The 17,447-nt window shown below is 70.3% G+C and carries 18 protein-coding genes; 3 read left to right on the top strand and 15 right to left on the bottom strand.

Annotated features, from left to right (window positions below; translation table 11 throughout):
• The first annotated feature begins 50 nt into the window (after nucleotides 1-50).
• Nucleotides 51-692, top strand: coding sequence for a methyltransferase (locus AC0L6F_RS16385; protein WP_274637587.1), 642 nt, complete (start codon nucleotides 51-53; stop codon nucleotides 690-692).
• Nucleotides 693-766: 74 nt separating this feature from the next.
• Here AC0L6F_RS16385 and AC0L6F_RS16380 read toward each other — a convergent pair whose 3' ends face one another.
• Nucleotides 767-1,237, bottom strand: a complete 471-nt coding sequence (locus tag AC0L6F_RS16380) for a MarR family winged helix-turn-helix transcriptional regulator (protein ID WP_259611648.1) — start codon at nucleotides 1,235-1,237, stop codon at nucleotides 767-769.
• A gap of 58 nt (nucleotides 1,238-1,295) precedes the next feature.
• Here AC0L6F_RS16380 and AC0L6F_RS16375 point away from each other — a divergent pair, with 58 nt between their 5' ends.
• Both AC0L6F_RS16375 and AC0L6F_RS16370 read left to right on the top strand, forming a co-directional pair.
• Nucleotides 1,296-2,186 carry a haloalkane dehalogenase gene (locus tag AC0L6F_RS16375; RefSeq protein WP_259611647.1) on the top strand — a complete coding sequence of 297 codons (891 nt, stop codon included), beginning with the start codon at nucleotides 1,296-1,298 and terminating at the stop codon, nucleotides 2,184-2,186.
• The gene (locus AC0L6F_RS16370) at nucleotides 2,183-3,166 is read left to right on the top strand and encodes a zinc-binding dehydrogenase (RefSeq protein WP_274637585.1); all 984 of its coding nucleotides are present in this window, start codon (nucleotides 2,183-2,185) and stop codon (nucleotides 3,164-3,166) included. The genes AC0L6F_RS16375 and AC0L6F_RS16370 overlap by 4 nt, the downstream gene beginning before the upstream one ends.
• 33 nt (nucleotides 3,167-3,199) lie before the next feature.
• Here AC0L6F_RS16370 and dapF read toward each other — a convergent pair whose 3' ends face one another.
• The 14 genes from dapF to dapA all read right to left on the bottom strand — a co-directional run bounded on the left by dapF (nucleotide 3,200) and on the right by dapA (nucleotide 17,417).
• On the bottom strand, nucleotides 3,200-4,063 hold the full coding sequence (gene dapF, locus AC0L6F_RS16365) for a diaminopimelate epimerase (RefSeq protein WP_274637584.1): 864 nt from the start codon (nucleotides 4,061-4,063) through the stop codon (nucleotides 3,200-3,202).
• 24 nt (nucleotides 4,064-4,087) lie between these two features.
• Complete coding sequence (locus AC0L6F_RS16360) at nucleotides 4,088-4,636, bottom strand: dihydrofolate reductase family protein (RefSeq protein ID WP_473538694.1); 549 nt, start codon at nucleotides 4,634-4,636, stop codon at nucleotides 4,088-4,090.
• Nucleotides 4,637-4,675: 39 nt separating this feature from the next.
• On the bottom strand, nucleotides 4,676-5,101 hold the full coding sequence (locus tag AC0L6F_RS16355) for a GNAT family acetyltransferase (RefSeq protein WP_274637582.1): 426 nt from the start codon (nucleotides 5,099-5,101) through the stop codon (nucleotides 4,676-4,678).
• A complete protein-coding gene (miaA, locus tag AC0L6F_RS16350) occupies nucleotides 5,098-6,084 on the bottom strand; it encodes a tRNA (adenosine(37)-N6)-dimethylallyltransferase MiaA (protein ID WP_473538693.1) in 987 nt (328 codons plus the stop codon). Before miaA ends, AC0L6F_RS16355 begins: the two co-directional genes overlap by 4 nt.
• Nucleotides 6,081-7,640 carry a tRNA (N6-isopentenyl adenosine(37)-C2)-methylthiotransferase MiaB gene (miaB, locus tag AC0L6F_RS16345; protein ID WP_473538692.1) on the bottom strand — a complete coding sequence of 520 codons (1,560 nt, stop codon included), beginning with the start codon at nucleotides 7,638-7,640 and terminating at the stop codon, nucleotides 6,081-6,083. Before miaB ends, miaA begins: the two co-directional genes overlap by 4 nt.
• Before the next feature lie 46 nt (nucleotides 7,641-7,686).
• Nucleotides 7,687-8,511 carry a regulatory protein RecX gene (locus AC0L6F_RS16340; protein WP_473538691.1) on the bottom strand — a complete coding sequence of 275 codons (825 nt, stop codon included), beginning with the start codon at nucleotides 8,509-8,511 and terminating at the stop codon, nucleotides 7,687-7,689.
• Nucleotides 8,508-9,560 (bottom strand): recombinase RecA, encoded by a 1,053-nt coding sequence (gene recA / locus AC0L6F_RS16335; RefSeq protein WP_473538690.1) that lies wholly within the window; start codon nucleotides 9,558-9,560, stop codon nucleotides 8,508-8,510. The genes AC0L6F_RS16340 and recA overlap by 4 nt, the downstream gene beginning before the upstream one ends.
• A gap of 413 nt (nucleotides 9,561-9,973) precedes the next feature.
• Nucleotides 9,974-10,201, bottom strand: a complete 228-nt coding sequence (locus tag AC0L6F_RS16330; protein WP_473538689.1) for a DUF3046 domain-containing protein — start codon at nucleotides 10,199-10,201, stop codon at nucleotides 9,974-9,976.
• Nucleotides 10,202-10,204: 3 nt separating this feature from the next.
• On the bottom strand, nucleotides 10,205-10,513 hold the full coding sequence (locus AC0L6F_RS16325) for a helix-turn-helix domain-containing protein (RefSeq protein WP_259611643.1): 309 nt from the start codon (nucleotides 10,511-10,513) through the stop codon (nucleotides 10,205-10,207).
• Nucleotides 10,514-10,667: 154 nt separating this feature from the next.
• Nucleotides 10,668-11,213: a CinA family protein gene (locus tag AC0L6F_RS16320; RefSeq protein WP_473538687.1), complete on the bottom strand. Its 546-nt coding sequence runs from the start codon at nucleotides 11,211-11,213 to the stop codon at nucleotides 10,668-10,670.
• Nucleotides 11,210-11,776, bottom strand: a complete 567-nt coding sequence (gene pgsA, locus AC0L6F_RS16315; protein WP_473538686.1) for a CDP-diacylglycerol--glycerol-3-phosphate 3-phosphatidyltransferase — start codon at nucleotides 11,774-11,776, stop codon at nucleotides 11,210-11,212. Before pgsA ends, AC0L6F_RS16320 begins: the two co-directional genes overlap by 4 nt.
• A gap of 23 nt (nucleotides 11,777-11,799) precedes the next feature.
• Nucleotides 11,800-14,499 (bottom strand): DNA translocase FtsK, encoded by a 2,700-nt coding sequence (locus AC0L6F_RS16310; RefSeq protein WP_473538685.1) that lies wholly within the window; start codon nucleotides 14,497-14,499, stop codon nucleotides 11,800-11,802.
• A 264-nt stretch (nucleotides 14,500-14,763) separates the two neighbouring features.
• Nucleotides 14,764-16,443: a ribonuclease J gene (locus tag AC0L6F_RS16305; protein WP_274637573.1), complete on the bottom strand. Its 1,680-nt coding sequence runs from the start codon at nucleotides 16,441-16,443 to the stop codon at nucleotides 14,764-14,766.
• Nucleotides 16,440-17,417 (bottom strand): 4-hydroxy-tetrahydrodipicolinate synthase, encoded by a 978-nt coding sequence (gene dapA, locus AC0L6F_RS16300; protein ID WP_274637572.1) that lies wholly within the window; start codon nucleotides 17,415-17,417, stop codon nucleotides 16,440-16,442. Before dapA ends, AC0L6F_RS16305 begins: the two co-directional genes overlap by 4 nt.
• Nucleotides 17,418-17,447: the final 30 nt, after the last annotated feature.

Raw genomic sequence — 17,447 nt, 5'->3', positions numbered from 1 at the left:
CAACACTCTAGTCTCCGGCATCGTTCTTCCTTCCGCTACGCTGAAGCCTCATGGGCAGCGAGCACTACTTCAGCGCGACCCCTGCCAGTGCCGAGAACCTCCGTACGATCCAGGTGCGCCTGGCCGGTCGTGACGTCGAGGTCACCACCGCCGGTGGCGTCTTCAGTCCGGACCGGGTGGATTCGGGCACGCAGGTCCTTCTGTCGAACACGCCGCCTCCTCCGCCGGGTGGCGACATCCTCGATCTCGGCTGCGGGTGGGGGCCCATCGCCCTCAGCATCGCCTTGGACTCCCCGCACGCCCGCGTGTGGGCGGTGGACGTCAATCAGCGGGCCCTCGATCTGGTCCGCCGCAACGCCGACGCCCTCGGTCTGGACAACATCAACGCGGTGACCCCCGACGATGTTCCCGACGACGTCGTGTTCCGCGGCATCCGGTCGAATCCACCGATCCGCGTCGGCAAGAACGAGCTGCACGACATGCTGCTGCGGTGGATTCCCCGGCTGGACGAGCGCAGCGACGGGTGGTTCGTGGTGCAGCGGAACCTCGGTTCGGATTCGCTCCAGCGCTGGCTGGCCGCGACCCTGCACGATTCGTTCAGCGTGCATCGGGCGGCGACCGGCCGCGGCTATCGCGTGCTGAAGGTGCGTCATCACGGGACGCCGATGACCGACACGATCCCGCTGCCGTAACGGCACGACGACAGCGAGGCGAAGCACGTCACCCTGCCGACGAGAGCCTGCCGTCCGTCCGCGTCCGCGGTCATCTACGGATTTTCAGACGACCCCGTCTCGATGGCGTTGATCAGCGTCTGCAGGTCGGACCTGAGCCGTTCGACCAGGGCCGGACTCGTGAGTTCCGCCCAATCCCTCTCCACCCGTTCGCCGGCAGACACCGCGACCGGACGTGCGCGCTGGCCACGATCGGTGAGGACCACAAGTCGCGATCGGGCGTCGTCGGGGTTCAGCTCGGTGCGAACGTAGCCGTCGCGTTCGAGCTGGGTGACCATCTCGGCCACCGTCTGCTTGCGGACTCCGACCAGCGCGGCCAGCCGCCCGAGCGCGATTCCATCATCCCGAACGAAGGGAAGGACCTTTGCCCGCCCGCCGGTGAGGTCAGGAAATCCTGCCGCCACGAGCGCGGAATCGACAGCTCGGCCATAGGCGTCGTGGATGACTCGCGAAAGGCGCGAGATCCGCGGGCGGGCATGGCTGAGGTCATCGGGATTGACAGGCACCTGTCTACCTCCTACAATTGGGCAGGTTCCTGACAATCCTAGGACCCCTGGAGTCTCCATGCCTGACATCGACGTCCTCGACTCGCACATCCACTTCGAGTCGTCGGGAGTCGGCGACGCGCTCGTGTTCTTGCACGGCAACCCGACCTCGTCGCACCTCTGGCGCAACGTCATCCCTGGAGTGGCTGGCGAGGGCTTCCGTGCCCTCGCACCAGATCTGGTCGGGATGGGACGGTCGGGCAAGCCCGCTATCGATTACACGTTCGCCGACCACGCCCGCTACCTCGACGCGTGGCTCGAGGCAATGGGCATCCGAGAGCCGATCCTGGTCGGCCACGACTGGGGTGGTGCACTCGCACTCGATTGGGCCGCCCGCCACCCGGACCAGATCCAAGGCATCGTGTTCTTCGAGACGATCCTCCGGCCGATGAGTTGGGAGGATCTTCCCGCATCCGCCCGACCGGTGTTCAAGATGCTGAAGTCGGATGCCGGCCCGCGGGCAGTTCTCGACGCGAACGTGTTCATCGAGCAGGCGCTCCCCGGCGCGATCGCCGACCTCAGTCGCCAAGACCACGACGTCTACCGGGCTCCGTACCAGACACCTGAGTCCCGCCGACCGATGCTGCAGTGGTCCCGGTCCATGCCCATCGACGGTGAACCGGCCGATGTGGTCGACCGAGTCGAGGCCTACGACGACTGGCTGCGGACGTCGACTGACATACCGAAGCTGATGCCCGTCTTCCACGACGGGCCCGGGCTCATGGGGCCGGCAGTCCACGATTGGGCGGTCGAGAACATCGTCAGCCTCGACGTGGTCGACTGTGGTGTTGCCGGTCACCACGCGCCGGAGGACCAGCCCGAGTCACTTGCCCGGGCCATCGACAGCTGGCTGCCACGTCACGCTTCACCTGCGCGGATGAGTCAACGGGCCGACCGGGAGTCGGAATGAAGGCCATTCGTCAGCACCGCTACGGCGGACCAGAGGTGCTGGTCTTGGAGAACCTCCCCGCTCCACATCCACATGCGCGACAGGTGCGCATCCGGGTGGCCGCGGCCGGTGTGCAGCTGCTGGACACGCAGATTCGCAGCGGACTCGGCCCGCCCCGTACCCGGATTCCGCTGCCGATGACCCCCGGACGAGAGGTCGCAGGCATCGTCGACACTGTCGGCTCCGAACACGACCGGTCGTGGCTCGGAAAGTTCGTCGCAGCAGACCTCGGAGTCGGCAGTGGCGGCTACGCAGAACTGGCCATCGCCGATGTCGACCGTCTGCATGTCCTCCCGGCACATCTGGACCCGGCCGAGGCCGTTGCTGCGATCGGCACAGGTCGCACGGTCCAAGCGATTCTGGAGCTCGCCGAACTCGGCCCCACCGACAGTGTCCTCGTCACCGGCGCCAGCGGCGGCATCGGGAGCACGTTGGTCGCGGCAGCGCGCCGCGTCACGGGGCAGGTCATCGGGCTGGTCACCGGCACGTCGAATCGTGCGATGGTCTCGGCGCTCGGCGCGACGGCCGTCGACTCCGCAACACCCAAGTGGGCCACGACAGTCCGCGATTCCCTCGGCAGCGGTGCCACCGTCGTGCTCGACGGGGTGGGCGGCGAGCTGGGCGCACAGGCCATGTCGATGCTCGCGGTGGGCGGTCGCCTGATCATGTTCGGGACTGCGTCAGGGACCTCCATCCCGCTCGACGCGGACACCGTCTACCGCTCGGGGATCACTGTGACCGCGGCAGTCGGCGCACGACTCCTCGATCGGCCCGGCGGACTGGGCGACCTCGAAGAACGATCACTCGCGGCGCTGATCGATCACACGCTGGCCACTCCGATAGGACACCGGCTCCGCCTTGAGGAGGCGCCGCTGGCCCATCAGATCCTCGAACAGCGCAGATCACACGGGAAGGTGGTGCTGATACCCGCGGGCGGATAGCGGCGGGGCATCGACTGCCGCGGGGTCTCGGGATCAGGCGAGGACGATGCTCCCCGAATAGACGAGCGCGGCCGGTCCCGACAGCAGCACGTGGTCGCCGATCATGCGCACGCCCAGGGTGCCGCCGGGCACGTCGACGATCCAGCGATCCGGGGCGGATGCCCCGGCCCACTCGCGCACCGCGAGCGCGGCCGCGCTCACCCCGGTGCCGCAGCTGAGCGTCTCGCCCACGCCGCGCTCGAACACGCGCATCCGCAGCCGGCCCACGCCGTCTGCGACCAGCGGGTCGGAGGGCACGACGAACTCGACGTTCGCCCCTGCCGCGGGGACCGGATCCAGGATCGGGATCGCGGTGAGGTCGAGCCCTTCCAGTTCGGCCTCGGACGACAGCGCCACCACGACGTGCGGGTTGCCGACGTCCACGCCGAGCCCGGGTCGGGCGACTTCCAGTCCGCGGGCGCGCACGAGCACCTCGTCATCCTCGATCCGGAACGGTCCGAGGTCGACCTCGTAGCCCAGCTCGCTGCGTGTCAGCCGCAGCGGGCCGTTGCGGGTGCCGATGAGGACGGCGTCGTCCGCACCCAGCTGCGCCAGCCCGGTCTGGAGCAGATAGTGCAGGAAGACCCGGATGCCGTTGCCGCACATCTCCGAGATCGAGCCGTCGGCGTTGCGGTAGTCCATGAACCACTCCGCGCCCGCCGCCACCGCATCGGCACCGGCCGGTGTCGCCGCCGAACGCACCACCCGCAGCATCCCGTCGCCGCCGATGCCGAAGCGCCGATCGCACAGCGCGGCCACCTGATCGGCGGACAGGTCGAGGGCGCCGTCGGGGTCGGGCACGAGGACGAAGTCGTTGCCGGTGCCCTGGCCCTTGGTGAAAGACACGGTGGTAGACATCCCGACCATCCTATGGGCCGGGCGTCACGAAGACTCCGGGCGGACCAGCGGCCCCCGCACCCGGTACCGGGTGCACGCGAAGCTGCGGTTGCGGGCGACGTCCACCAGTTCGAGGTCCAGTGCCCGCGGCAGCACGGGTCGGCCCGCACCGAGGGTGACCGGGGCGAACTGCACCCAGATCTCGTCGAGCAGGCCGGCATCGGCGAACGCCCCCACCAGCTCACCGCCGCCGACCAGCCAGACATCGCGGTCGCCGGCGGCCGCGGTCAGCTCGGCGTGCACGGGAGCGACGTCGCCCGCGACGAACCGGACATCCGCCCCGTCCGGCACCGGCAGCGTGCGGTGGGTGAACACCCACGTCGGCTGCGCGTACGGCCAGGGCCCGGTGTCGTGCGCGAGGATCCACTCATACGTGGACGCGCCCATCGCCAGCGCTCCGATGCCCGCGATGAACGCCTCGTAGTGCATCGGGCCGTGCTCGTCGATGTCCTGGTCGAGCAGCCAGTGCAGCGAGTGGTCGGACGTGGCGATGAATCCGTCCAGGCTCGATGCCGTGTAGAAGTGCGTGGTCATCCCGTCATGATGCCCGCGGGTGCCGACATCCGCTCTCGCTCAGACGTCGGGGATCAGGCGCTTGCCGGTGTCCCACGTCTGGAACGGCTCGTAGCCGAGCGCGTCGTAGAAGCCGCGTGCGGCCTCGTTGTCGGGCCGCACCATGAGCTGCACCTTGGGGCAGCCCATCGCCACCAGGCGCTGTTCGGCCGCGGCCACCAGCGTGCGTCCGATGCCCGCGCCGCGGCGCTCCGGGTCGCTGGCCAGGTAGTACAGCCAGCCGCGATGGCCGTCGTACCCGGCCATCACCGAGCCGATGATCCGGTCGCCGTCCACGGCGACCAGGAACAGCTCGGGCTGCACGGTGAGCTTGCGCTCGATGTCCTTGCGCGGGTCGTTCCAGGGGCGGGTGAGCCCGCAGCTCTCCCACAGCGCCACCACGGGCTCGGTGTCGGCGCGGTCGAACGCGCGGATCCGGATGTTCATCCGTCCCAGTCTGCCAGGACCGCGGCATCCGCCCCCGGAGCGGTCCACCGCACGTCGGAGTAGCGCGCGAACCACGACACCTGCCGGCGGGCGTAGCGGCGGGTCAGCGCCTGGGTCTCGGCGACCGCCTCGGCCTCGGTCCTCTCGCCCCTCAGCTGGGCCAGGGCCTGCGCATAGCCGATCGCCCGTGGAGCCGTCGTGCCGCGCTCCAGGCCCCGCTCCCGCAGCGCCCGCACCTCGTCGAGCAGGCCGGCCCGCCACATGCGCTGCACCCGGGCATCGAGCCGCGGCACGAGCTCGGCGCGCTCCACGCGCACGCCGATCACGCGGATGTCGGGATGCCACGCCTCCGGCTCGTCCGGCAGCACGGCGCCGTGGGTGGCTGCGCCCTGCGCGAGCACCTCGAGCGCGCGGACGATGCGCCGGCCGTTGCGAGGATCGATGCGCTGCGCGGTGGCAGGGTCGGCGTCTCGCAGCCGGGCGAACAGCGCGGCCGGACCGACCGCATCCAATTCCGCCTCGAGTGCCGCGCGCACGGCGGCGTCGCGCGGCGGGAAGCGGAAGTCGTACAGCACGCTGGAGACGTACAGGCCGGATCCGCCGACCAGGACGGCGTCGGCGCCGCGGGCGTGGACCTCGCCGATCGCCCGGCGCGCGGCCCCCTGGTACCAGGCGACGGCGGCGTCGTCGGTGACCTCGAGGACGTCCAGCAGGTGGTGCGGGATCCCGCGGCGCCCGGATGGCGGGAGCTTCGCCGTGCCGACGTCCATACCGCGATACAGCTGCATGGCGTCCGCGTTGACGATCTCGGCGGCCGTTCCGCCGGCGGAGAGGGCTTCGGCCAGGTCGAGCGAGAGCGCGGTCTTGCCGGTGCCCGTGGCGCCGACGACGGCCCAGAGGGCCGGGGGGCGTCGCGCGTCGTCTCGCTCCGCTCGCTCAGGGACCTGCCCTCGGCCGTCTGTCGACGGGCTGGGCTCGGTCAACGCCCGGCGGGCGCGCCGATGCCGGGCAAGCCCAGCGAGACGGCGCCGCCGGGAGTCGTGCCGGTGGTGCCGTGGGCGGGCACCGCGCACGAGTCGGCCTGGCCCCGGTCGTGGGCGTCGCCGGCCCTCGTGCGGCGGATGCGCAGCGGCGCCCCGTCCGGCGCGTCGGCCAGCAGATGGAACGGCGCCGCGTGCGTGATGGTGACCGTGACCAGGTCGCCCGGTCGCGGCAGCGGCGACCCCGCCGGCACCTCGAAGTGCACGAGCCGGTTGTCGCGCGCCCGTCCGGTCAGACGGTGGGTCGCGGCATCCTTCTTGCCCTCCCCGGTGGACACGAGCACCTCGACCTCGCGGCCGACCTGCTTCTGGTTCTCCTCGAGCGAGATGCGCTCCTGCAGTGCGAGCAGGCGCTCGTAGCGCTCCTGCACGACCGCCTTGGGCACCTGGTCGGCCATGGTCGCCGCCGGAGTGCCCTCGCGGATGGAGTACTGGAACGTGAAGGCGCTCGTGAATCGCGCCTGCTCCACGACGCGCAGGGTGTCCTGGAAGTCCTCCTCGGTCTCACCGGGGAAGCCGACGATGATGTCGGTCGTGATGGCGGCATCCGGCATCCGCTCGCGCACGCGCTCGAGGATGCCGAGGAACTTCGCACTCCGATACGAGCGGCGCATCGCCTTGAGCACGCGGTCGCTGCCCGACTGGAGCGGCATATGCAGCTGCGGCATCACGTTGGGCGTCTCGGCCATCGCATCGATCACGTCATCGGTGAACATCGCCGGATGCGGGCTGGTGAAGCGCACCCGCTCCAGCCCCTCGATCTCGCCGGTCGCCCGCAGCAGCTTGGCGAACGCCTGCCGGTCGCCGAATTCGACGCCGTAGGAGTTCACGTTCTGTCCGAGCAGCGTGACCTCGATGGCGCCGTCGTCCACGAGCAGCCGCATCTCGCTCAGGATGTCGCCGGGGCGACGGTCCTTCTCCTTGCCGCGCAGGCTGGGGACGATGCAGAACGTGCAGGTGTTGTTGCAGCCGACCGAGATCGACACCCAGCCGCTGTACGCGCTGTCGCGCTTGGTGGGCAGCGTGGACGGGAAGACCTCCAGCGCCTCGAGGATCTCCAGCTCGGCTTCGCCGTTGTGCCGTGCGCGTTCGAGCAGGTTCGGCAGCGATCCCATGTTGTGGGTGCCGAAGACGACATCCACCCAGGGTGCCTTGTCGAGCACGGTCTCCTTGTCCATCTGGGCGAGACATCCGCCGACGGCGATCTGCATGCCCTCGTGCGCGTCCTTGCGGCTCTTCAGATGCCCGAGCGTGCCATACAGCTTGCCGGCCGCGTTGTCGCGGACCGCGCAGGTGTTGATCACGACGACGTCGGCCTCGGTGCCGGTGTCGGCGCGGCGGTATCCGGCGCTCTCCAGGGAACCCGCCAGCCGCTCGGAGTCGTGGACGTTCATCTGGCAGCCGAAGGTGCGCACCTCGTACGTGCGTGCGTGGCCGTCGGCGGTCACCGCGGCGGGCGAGGGCGCGATCAGGGTCGGCGTGGAGGACGGGGCAGACATGATCTGGCCATTCTACGGGCCACTCGCGGCGCGGCGGGCGGTGCGGTCAGAGCTCGTCCAGCGCCTGGCGCGCGGCATCCAGGGCGCCCGCCCCGTACCCGCGGCGCGCGAGCTGCCCGACGAGCCGCCGCAGCGCCACCTCGTGGTCCAGCGCCCGCATCGACCGGGCCTTCTGCCGCGCGAACTCCAGCGCGCGATCCGCGTCGTCATCCGGGAGCGCTGTCATCGCGGCATCCACGACGTCCCGCGGGATGCCGCGCTTGGCCAGACTCTGCGCGATGACCATGCGCCCCTGTCCCTTGCGCTCCACCGCGCTGTACACGAGCTGGTCGGCCAGGGCCCGGTCGTCCAGGTACCCGCGCCGGATGAATCCGTGCAGCACCGACGCGATCGCGACCGGGTCGAGGTCACGCTCGGCGATGACGGCCCGCGCCTCGGACACCGACAGCTGGCGGGTGCGGAGCTTGCGGGTCAGGTTGCGTTCGGCGGTCTCCACCTCGGCGCGGGTCTGCTCGTCCAGATCACCCGGATCGTCGAGATCGGACCCGTCCGCGTCGTCCAGCGGCGCACGCCAGACCGGATCGGACGACGCCGGCCGCGGTGGGGGCGCGTGCGGCGGAGGAGGCGCGTGCGGCGGCGGAGGCGCGTGCGGCGGCGGATCGGCGGCCTCGGCACCCGGCCGTGCCGGGTCGGCGGTCACAGCCTCGACGGGCACCGCCGGTTCTGTGATCACGGACTCGAAGGGCGCCGGGGCAGTAGCGGGCCGCTCGGCGACGTACGGTGGCTCCGGCGCGGCCGCAGACCCGCCGAACAGCGGGATGACGGGGGCGAGCCGGTCGTGCCCGCCCCCGGTGTCCTGACTCACGGTCACGCCGGCCGGCGCTGCGCCAGCTCGTCCTCGGCGACCGGCTCGACGGCCTTCGGCACGCCGATGCCGAGCTTCGTCTTGATCTTCTCTTCGATCTCGACCGCGACATCCGCGTTCTTGATCAGGAAGTTGCGGGCGTTCTCCTTGCCCTGCCCGAGCTGTTCGCCCTCGTACGTGTACCAGGCACCGGACTTCTTGACGATGCCGTGCTCCACCCCGAAGTCGATGAGGCTGCCCTCGCGCGAGATGCCGACGCCGTAGAGGATGTCGAACTCCGCCTGCTTGAACGGCGGCGCCATCTTGTTCTTGACCACCTTGACGCGGGTGCGGTTTCCGACCGCATCCGTGCCGTCCTTCAGCGTCTCGATGCGCCGGATGTCGAGCCGGACCGACGCGTAGAACTTCAGCGCCTTGCCGCCCGCGGTCGTCTCGGGCGAACCGAAGAAGACGCCGATCTTCTCACGCAGCTGGTTGATGAAGATCATCGTGGTGTTGGTCTGGTTCAGACCGCCGGTGAGCTTGCGCAGCGCCTGCGACATCAGGCGCGCCTGCAGGCCGACGTGCGAGTCGCCCATCTCGCCCTCGATCTCGGCACGGGGCACGAGCGCGGCGACCGAGTCGATGACGATCAGGTCGATGGCACCGGAGCGCACGAGCATGTCGGCGATCTCGAGCGCCTGCTCGCCGGTGTCGGGCTGCGAGACCAGGAGCGCGTCGATGTCGACACCGAGCTTCTTCGCGTACTCGGGGTCGAGCGCGTGCTCCGCGTCGACGAAGGCGGCGATGCCGCCGGCCCGCTGCGCGTTCGCGATCGCATGCAGCGTCAGGGTCGTCTTACCCGACGACTCCGGTCCGTAGATCTCCACGATGCGGCCACGCGGCAGCCCGCCGACGCCGAGCGCGACGTCGAGGGCGATGGAGCCGGTGGGGATGACGGCGACCGGGGCGCGCTCGTCGCTGCCGAGCCGCATCACCGATCCCTTCCCGAACTGACGGTCGATCTGGGCGAGGGCCGATTCCAGGGCCTTCTCGCGGTCCGCGGATGTGGGCATGGTGTGCTCCTTCTGCACTCGGGCCGTTGGCGGGCTGTCCGCCGCGGGGTGTTCCGTCGCCTGTAGGCTGTCGCGCTCCGTCCGTGGGATGGCCCGGTGGGACGGAGACTGCGACAAGGCGGAGGTGTCGTTCGACGCTGTTCACAGTACGAGCGGGCTCCGACATCCTCTGCCGACGTCTCCCGATCTGTGGACAGAAGCCTTCACGACCCCTGCTGTGCAGGAGCCTACGCCGAACTCGAACACACCTTCGACGACACGCCGTGCTCCGGGTGGGTCGCCCGCGGCGGGCGCGGGGGAATCGGGCGTTTCCCGCACCGATGCCCCCGCGACTGCACATCAAATCGCCGACTGCACATCAAACCCGGCCAAGTTTCATGTGCACCCGGCCAGATCGTACGATTTCGAAGAGGTCAGGGGCGGGGATGAGGGGCGAGGCGGCCGACGCCGTGGCGATGCGAGACGGGCACGTCCATCTCCACGCACAGCGCGAGCCAGACCTCGCGGGGCGGGATGCCGTCGTCCAGCGCCTGCGCCGCGGTGCGGTCTCCCAGCGCGGTCAGCGTCAGGTCGGCGACAAGAGCAGCGCCGCGGCTGCCGAACTCGGCGGCCACGGCGCGCTGGAACTCACTGCGCCGCACGCGTCAGCGCAGCGACAGTTCGGGGCCGACCTCGGCGACGAGGTCGTCGGGTACGACATCCGGGAAGGTCTGCAGACCCTCGAGCACGGAGATGCGGTCGCTGACCTGACGCATCACGAGCGAGATCGGCACATCCAGGGCCTCGGCCACCGACGCGAGGATCTCGCTGGAGGCCTCCTTCTGCCCGCGCTCGACCTCGCTGAGGTAGCCCAGGGCCACGCTCGCGCGGCCGGCCACCTGGCGGAGGGTGTGCCCCTTCTGCTGGCGGAAGTCGCGAAGGACTTCACCGATCTCTTGACGAACCAGTATCATTTCGGGCCCCTCCTCACCTGATTCCCTCGCTGTCCGGGTGCACAAGAGTACAACACCCGCTGGGGTCAGACTAATCCCGTGCGCTGTGGAACAAATGGGAATCGCCGAATGAAACAGAACCGAGATCGCCATTGTTCCCGCGGTGCGCAGGGACTCATACGGCCTCGACGACCGCGCGCAGGGCACGGCGCACGGTCTCGCGCCGGATCGCGTCCCGATCGCCCTCCAGCAGCAGCGAGACGACCGAGGTGCCCGCCGGGGTGGCCACCCCGATGAACACGGTGCCCGGAGGGTGCCCGTCCGAGGCGCTCGGCCCGGCCACCCCGGTGGTCGAGACGCCGACGTCGGCCGGGACGCCGTCCTGCCCGGTGACGCCCCGGACCCCCACCGCCATCTGCCGCGCGACGTCCGGATGCACGGGTCCGTGCACGGCCAGCAGCCCGGCGTCGACGCCGAGGATCGCGTGCTTGAGATCGGTCGCGTAGGCGACGACGGCGCCGCGCAGCCGGGCGGACGCTCCGGGCACATCGACGATGGATGCCGTCAGCAGACCGCCGGTGAGCGATTCGGCCACGCCGATGGTCCAGCCACGGGCGGCAAGGCGGTCCAGGAGCTCGCGCGCCTCCGGCAGCGGCTGGAATCCATCCGCCGGCACCTCACGCCTCTCCTGCACGGGCTCGCCATCGGGCGTCCCGGTCATGGCCGCACCGTCCTCCGGCCGCGCACCTCGCTGACCGCGTAGTCGATCCCGCTCGCGATCGTGAGCGCAACGGCGATCGCCATGGTGACGCCGTTGACCCACCAGATCCACTCCCCCACCACATCCCACAGCGGCAGCAGCGCGAGGCTCAGCGCGACCGCCTGCGCGACGGTCTTGAGCTTGCCCATCCAGGCCGCGGCCAGCACGTGGTCGCTGACGACCGCGAACCGGTAGACGGTGATGCCGACCTCGCGGATCAGGACGACGATCGTGATCCACCACGGCAGTGCGCCGAGGATGGACAGGCCGACGAACGCGCAGCCGGTGAGCGCCTTGTCTGCGATCGGGTCGAGGATCTTGCCCAGATCGGTGACGATGTCATTGCGCCGCGCGATCGCCCCGTCGATGCCGTCGGTGGCGATGGCCACGATGAACAGCACGGCCGCCCACCAGCGCAGCGGGCCGTCCGCGCCCTGGTCGGCCAGCAGCATCCAGAGGAAGACGGGTGCGCACAGGATGCGCACGCCGGTGATCGCGTTCGGCAGCTGGCGGGGGACGGTCACGGTCTCAGTATCCCAGGGCGGGGTCACTCGCGTCCGGTGAGGCCCCAGGCGTCCTCGTCGTCGTCACCGTCGACCTCGACCACCGGCATCCCCTCGAACTGGCGCTCGACCGGATCGCCGCTGTACGGGTCGGGCGGATTCGTCGACGGGGCGGGCGCCGCCGGCTCGTCGCCGCGCAGTCGGGCCAGCACCTCGGGCAGCTGCTCCGGAGTGACCAGCACGTCCCGCGCCTTCGATCCCTCGGACGGGCCGACGATCTCGCGCGACTCGAGCAGGTCCATCAGACGACCGGCCTTCGCGAACCCGACCCGGAGCTTGCGCTGCAGCATCGAGGTCGAGCCGAACTGGGTCGACACTATCTGCTCGGCCGCCGCCAGCAGCAGCTCGAGGTCGTCGCCGATGTCCGCGTCGACCTCCTTGCGCTGCACGACCGCCTGCACATCGGCGCGGTACTCCGGGCGGGCCTGCGCGGTGACGTGCTTGACGACCTTCTCGATCTCGGGCTCGCTCACCCACGCGCCCTGCACGCGCACCGTCTTGGACGCGCCCATCGGCAGGAACAGCGCGTCGCCCTGCCCGATCAGACGGTCGGCGCCGGGCTGGTCGAGGATGACGCGCGAATCGGTGACGCTGGTCACCGCGAACGCGAGCCGCGAGGGCACGTTGGCCTTGATCAGCCCGGTCACCACGTCCACCGACGGACGCTGGGTGGCCAGCACGAGGTGGATGCCGCTGGCCCGGGCCAGCTGGGTGATGCGCACGATCGAGTCCTCGACGTCGCGCGGGGCCACCATCATGAGGTCGGCCAGCTCGTCGACCACCACGAGCAGGTACGGATAGGGCTTGAGGACGCGCTCACTGCCCGGCGGCAGCTGGATCTCGTCGGCGACGACCGCCTTGTTGAAGTCGTCGATGTGGCGGAACCCGAACGACGCGAGGTCGTCGTACCGCATGTCCATCTCCTTCACGACCCACTGCAGCGCCTCGGCGGCCTTCTTCGGGTTCGTGATGATGGGCGTGATCAGGTGCGGCACCCCGGCATAGCTGGTCAGCTCGACCCGCTTGGGGTCGATGAGCACCATGCGCACCTCGGACGGCTTGGCGCGCATCAGCAGGCTCGTGATCATCGAGTTGACGAAGCTCGACTTGCCCGAGCCGGTGGATCCGGCCACCAGCAGGTGCGGCATCTTGGCGAGATTGGCCACGACGTAGCCGCCGCCGACATCCTTGCCGACGCCGATCGTCATCGGGTGCTTCGAGTTCGCGGCTGCCTGCGAGCGCAGCACATCGCCGAGCGTGACGATCTCGCGGTCGGCATTGGGGATCTCCACCCCGATCGCGCTCTTGCCGGGGATCGGGGCCAGGATGCGGACCTCGTTGGATGCCACGGCATACGCGATGTTGTTGGTCAGGGCGGTGATCCGCTCGACCTTCACGCCCGGGCCGAGCTCGATCTCGTACTGGGTGACCGTCGGTCCGCGGGAGAAGCCGGTGACCCGAGCATCCACCTTGAACTGCTGCAGCACGCCGCTGACTGCGGCGACCACCTTGTCGTTCGCCTCGGAGCGGACCTTGCCCGGCTCGCCGGCGGCCAGCGCCTGCACCGACGGGAGGTGGTAGGGCGCGGTCGGCAGGTGCTCGCCCGAGCCGCCGATCCCGGTCAGGCCGGGGAGCGTGCCGTCGTCGACCGGCCCGGTGTCGTTGTCGTCGTGCAGTCCGGTGGCGCCGCCGGCGACCTGGCGCTGCGCGCCGGCCAGCACGGCCGGGTCGATGATCTCGGTGACCGCGTCCGGCAACGGGGGCGGGGTGGCGGGCACGATCGGGGCGATCGCCTGCTCGAACCCGCCATGGCTCTCGCCCGACGAGAGCAGCTCGGTGAGGTCGTCCACACCCGCGCCCTCGTCCGGGTCCTGCTCGCGGCCGGTCTTGTTGCGCCGCCACCAGGGCAGCTTGGGGTCGTCGCCCGCCTCGGTCTCAGGCAGCACGGCGGTCTTGCCGGTGGGCTCGCCCGCCTGATCGGCGCCGTCGGCGCGCTCGGCGCCGAACATCCACGCGTACAGGTCGCCGAGGCGTCGTCCGATCCGGTTCGGGGGCGTGCGGGTGAGGATGAGCACCGACAGCACGGCCAGCAGGACGAGCACCAGCACGGCGCCCACCTGGGTGAGATAGCTCAGCGGCTCGCCGATCATCCACCCGAACAGCCCGCCGGCGGCGCTGAGCGCGGGCAGCCCGTCCTTCGGATTCGGGCGGCCGCCCAGCACGTGGCAGAAGCCGGCGATCGACAGGACGAGCAGCGCGAAGCCGATGCCGATGCGACCGTTGTCGTTGACGGATGCCGGATGCCGGAACAGCCAGCCGGCCAGCAGGATCAGCAGCACGGGGAGGATGAACGCGACCCGCCCGACGAGCGCGCCGACGGAGAACGCGCTGATGTTCACCGAGGCGGCCGTACCGATGAGGAACCATTCGACCACCGCGCCGGCGACCGCCAGCAGCACGATCAGGAACGGCAGCCCGTCGCGGCGCTGCTCCTTCTCGAGGGTCTCGGGGCCGAAGGCGCGGAACAGCCCGCCCACCACGTGCGCCAGGCCCAGCCAGGCGCGCACGGCGACCGGCGGCTTCTCGGGCTCGCCGACATACCGCTTGGGTGCCGGCGCAGGCTTGCGGGCGCGCGTCGAGGAGCCCTTCGCGGACGCGCGACTGCTCGTGCTGGTCTTGGCCATTGCTCCACGGTAACGCGGGATGCCGACACTTCCGCGGAACCACGCGGGTAACCGGAGCGCTTCGGGTATCGGCCCTTCGTCTCGCTGCGCTCGCTCAGGGACCTGAGGGGGCTGCGGCCGCTCAGGGACCTGAGGAGGGCGAGTGCTTCGGGTATCGGCCCTTCGTCTCGCTGCGCTCGCTCAGGGACCTGAGGGGGCTGCGGCCGCTCAGGGACCTGAGGGGGCTGCGGCCGCTCAGGGACCTGAAGGAGTGGCGGTCGGGGGCTACGCCTCGATCACCAGCGGCACGATCATCGGCCGGCGGCGCAGCCGCTGGTTCACCCACCGGCCGATCGTACGGCGCACCACCTGCGACAGGGCGTGCGTGTCGCGCACCCCCGACTTGGCCGCCTCGGTGAGGGCCGCGGCGATCTTGGGCTTGACGTCCTCGAACACCGCGTCGTCCTCGGCGAAGCCGCGGGCGTGCACCTCGGGGCCGGAGATGATCCGGCCGGTCGCGGCATCCACCACGACGATGACGGAGATGAAGCCCTCCTCGCCGAGGATGCGGCGGTCCTTCAGGTCGGCGTCGGTGATCCCGCCGACCGTCGATCCGTCGACGTAGACGAAGCCGATGTCCAGCTGGCCGGCGACCCGGGCGACGCCGTCGCGCAGGTCGACCACCGTGCCGTTCTCGCCCTGGATCGCGCGCTCGCGGGGTACGCCGGTGTCGATCGCCAGCTGCGCGTTCGCGTGCAGGTGCCGGTGCTCGCCGTGGATCGGCATGACGTTGCGGGGCTTGACGATGTTGTAGCAGTACAGAAGCTCGCCGGCGGCGGCATGGCCGGACACGTGCACCTTGGCGTTGCCCTTGTGCACGACCGTGGCGCCCAGTTTGATCAGCCCGTCGATCACGCGGTACACCGCGTTCTCGTTGCCCGGGATCAGGCTGGAGGCCAGGATCACGGTGTCGCCGGGCCCGGGCTCGATGGCGTGGTCAAGGTTGGCCATGCGCGACAGCACCGCCATCGGCTCGCCCTGCGAACCGGTGGACATGTAGACGATCTTGTCGTCGGGCAGGTCCTTGGCCTTCTTGTAGTCGATGAGCACGCCCTGGGGCACGTTCAGATAGCCGAGCTCCTCGGCGATGGTCATGTTGCGCACCATGCTGCGGCCGAGGAAGGCCAGCCGGCGCCCGTGGGCGGCCGCGGCATCCAGCACCTGCTGCACCCGATGCACGTGGCTGGAGAAACTCGCGACGATGACCCGGCGCGGCGCATTGGCGATGATCTGGTCCAGGACCGGCCCGATCGAGCGCTCCAGCGGGGTGAAGCCCGGGACGTCGGCGTTGGTGGAGTCGACCATGAACAGGTCCACCCCCTCTTCGCCGAGCCGGGCGAACGCGCGCAGGTCGGTCAGACGGCCGTCCAGCGGCAGCTGGTCCATCTTGAAGTCTCCCGTCGCCAGCACCATGCCGGCGGCGGTGCGGATGGCGACGGCCAGCGCATCCGGGATGGAGTGGTTGACCGACACGAACTCCAGGTCGAAGGGGCCGACCTTCTCGCGCTGCCCCTCCCGCACCGTGAGCGTGTACGGCTTGATCCGGTGCTCCTTGAGCTTGGCCTCCACCAGCGCCAGGGTCAGCCCGGAGCCGATCAGCGGGATGTCGGCCTTGAGCCGCAGCAGGTAGGGGACGGCGCCGATGTGGTCCTCGTGGCCGTGTGTGAGCACGACGGCCTCGATGTCGTCGAGCCGGTCACGGATCGGGGCGAAGTCGGGGAGGATGAGGTCGACCCCGGGCTGGTTCTCCTCCGGGAACAGCACCCCGCAGTCCACGATCAGCAGCCGGCCGTCGAACTCGAAGACGGTCATGTTGCGTCCGACCTCGCCCAGGCCGCCGAGCGGGGTGACCCGCAGGGTCCCCGGCTCGAGCGGAGACGGCGCGATGACCTCGGAGGGGCTCATCGCGTGGTCCCCGAGACCTTGGGCAGCGCGCCGCCGGCGGCGGCGTTGCGGTCGGGGCGGAAGTTCGAGAAGTCGGCGCCGGGCACATCCTTCACCAGCGCGAGTTCGTCTTCGATCTTGGCCGCCTCCCATTCTTCCGGCCCCACCAGGGGCAGTCGCACGCGGGGACTGGAGATCCGCCCCAGTCCGTGCAGGATGTACTTCGCCGCCACCGTGCCGGGCACGTGCGTCATCACGGCCCGCACCAGCGGCTCCAGCTGCCGGTGGGCGGCGGTCGCCGCGGCGAGGTCGCCGCGATTGACCGCATCCACGATCGTGCGGTACGGCTGGGCGGCGATGTTCGCCGTCACCCCGACCAGTCCGGTCGCGCCGATCGCCAGATGCGGCAGCACGTTCGCGTCGTCGCCGGAGAAGTACATCAGGTCGGTCTGGTTGAGCACGCGCGAGACCTCGCTGAAGTTCCCCTTCGCGTCCTTGACCGCCAGGATGTTCGGATGCTTGGCCAGGCGCACGATCGTCTCGTACGCGATCGGCACCCCGGTGCGGCCCGGGATGTCGTAGAGCATCATCGGCAGGTCGGTGGAGTCGGCGATGAGCCGGAAGTGCGTGAGGATGCCGGCCTGGGTCGGCTTGTTGTAGTACGGCGTGACGACCAGGATGCCGTCGGCACCGGCCTTGGCGCTGTCCTGATAGAGCTGGATGGCGTGGGCGGTCTCGTTCGAGCCGCCGCCGGTGATGACCTTCGCCCGTCCGGCCGCGACCTCCTTGCCGACCTCGACCAGCCGGATCTTCTCCGGGTCGGTGAGCGTGCTCGTCTCGCCGGTGGTGCCGGTGACCAGGATGCTGTCGGCACCGGCGGTGATCACGTCGTCCATGTGCTGCGAGACGGCGGGCCAGTCGACCTCGCCGTCCGCCGTCATCGGCGTGATCAGCGCAACCATCACCTGCCCGAAGGGGTTGCCCGTGTGCGTCATTGTCTCAGGGTATCCGGTCCGGCCGCCGCC

The sequence above is a fragment of the Microbacterium sp. G2-16M genome (assembly GCF_055809115.1).
The sequence above is the reverse complement of the archived record's forward strand: the minus strand, read 5'-3'. Positions and strand labels throughout refer to the sequence as shown.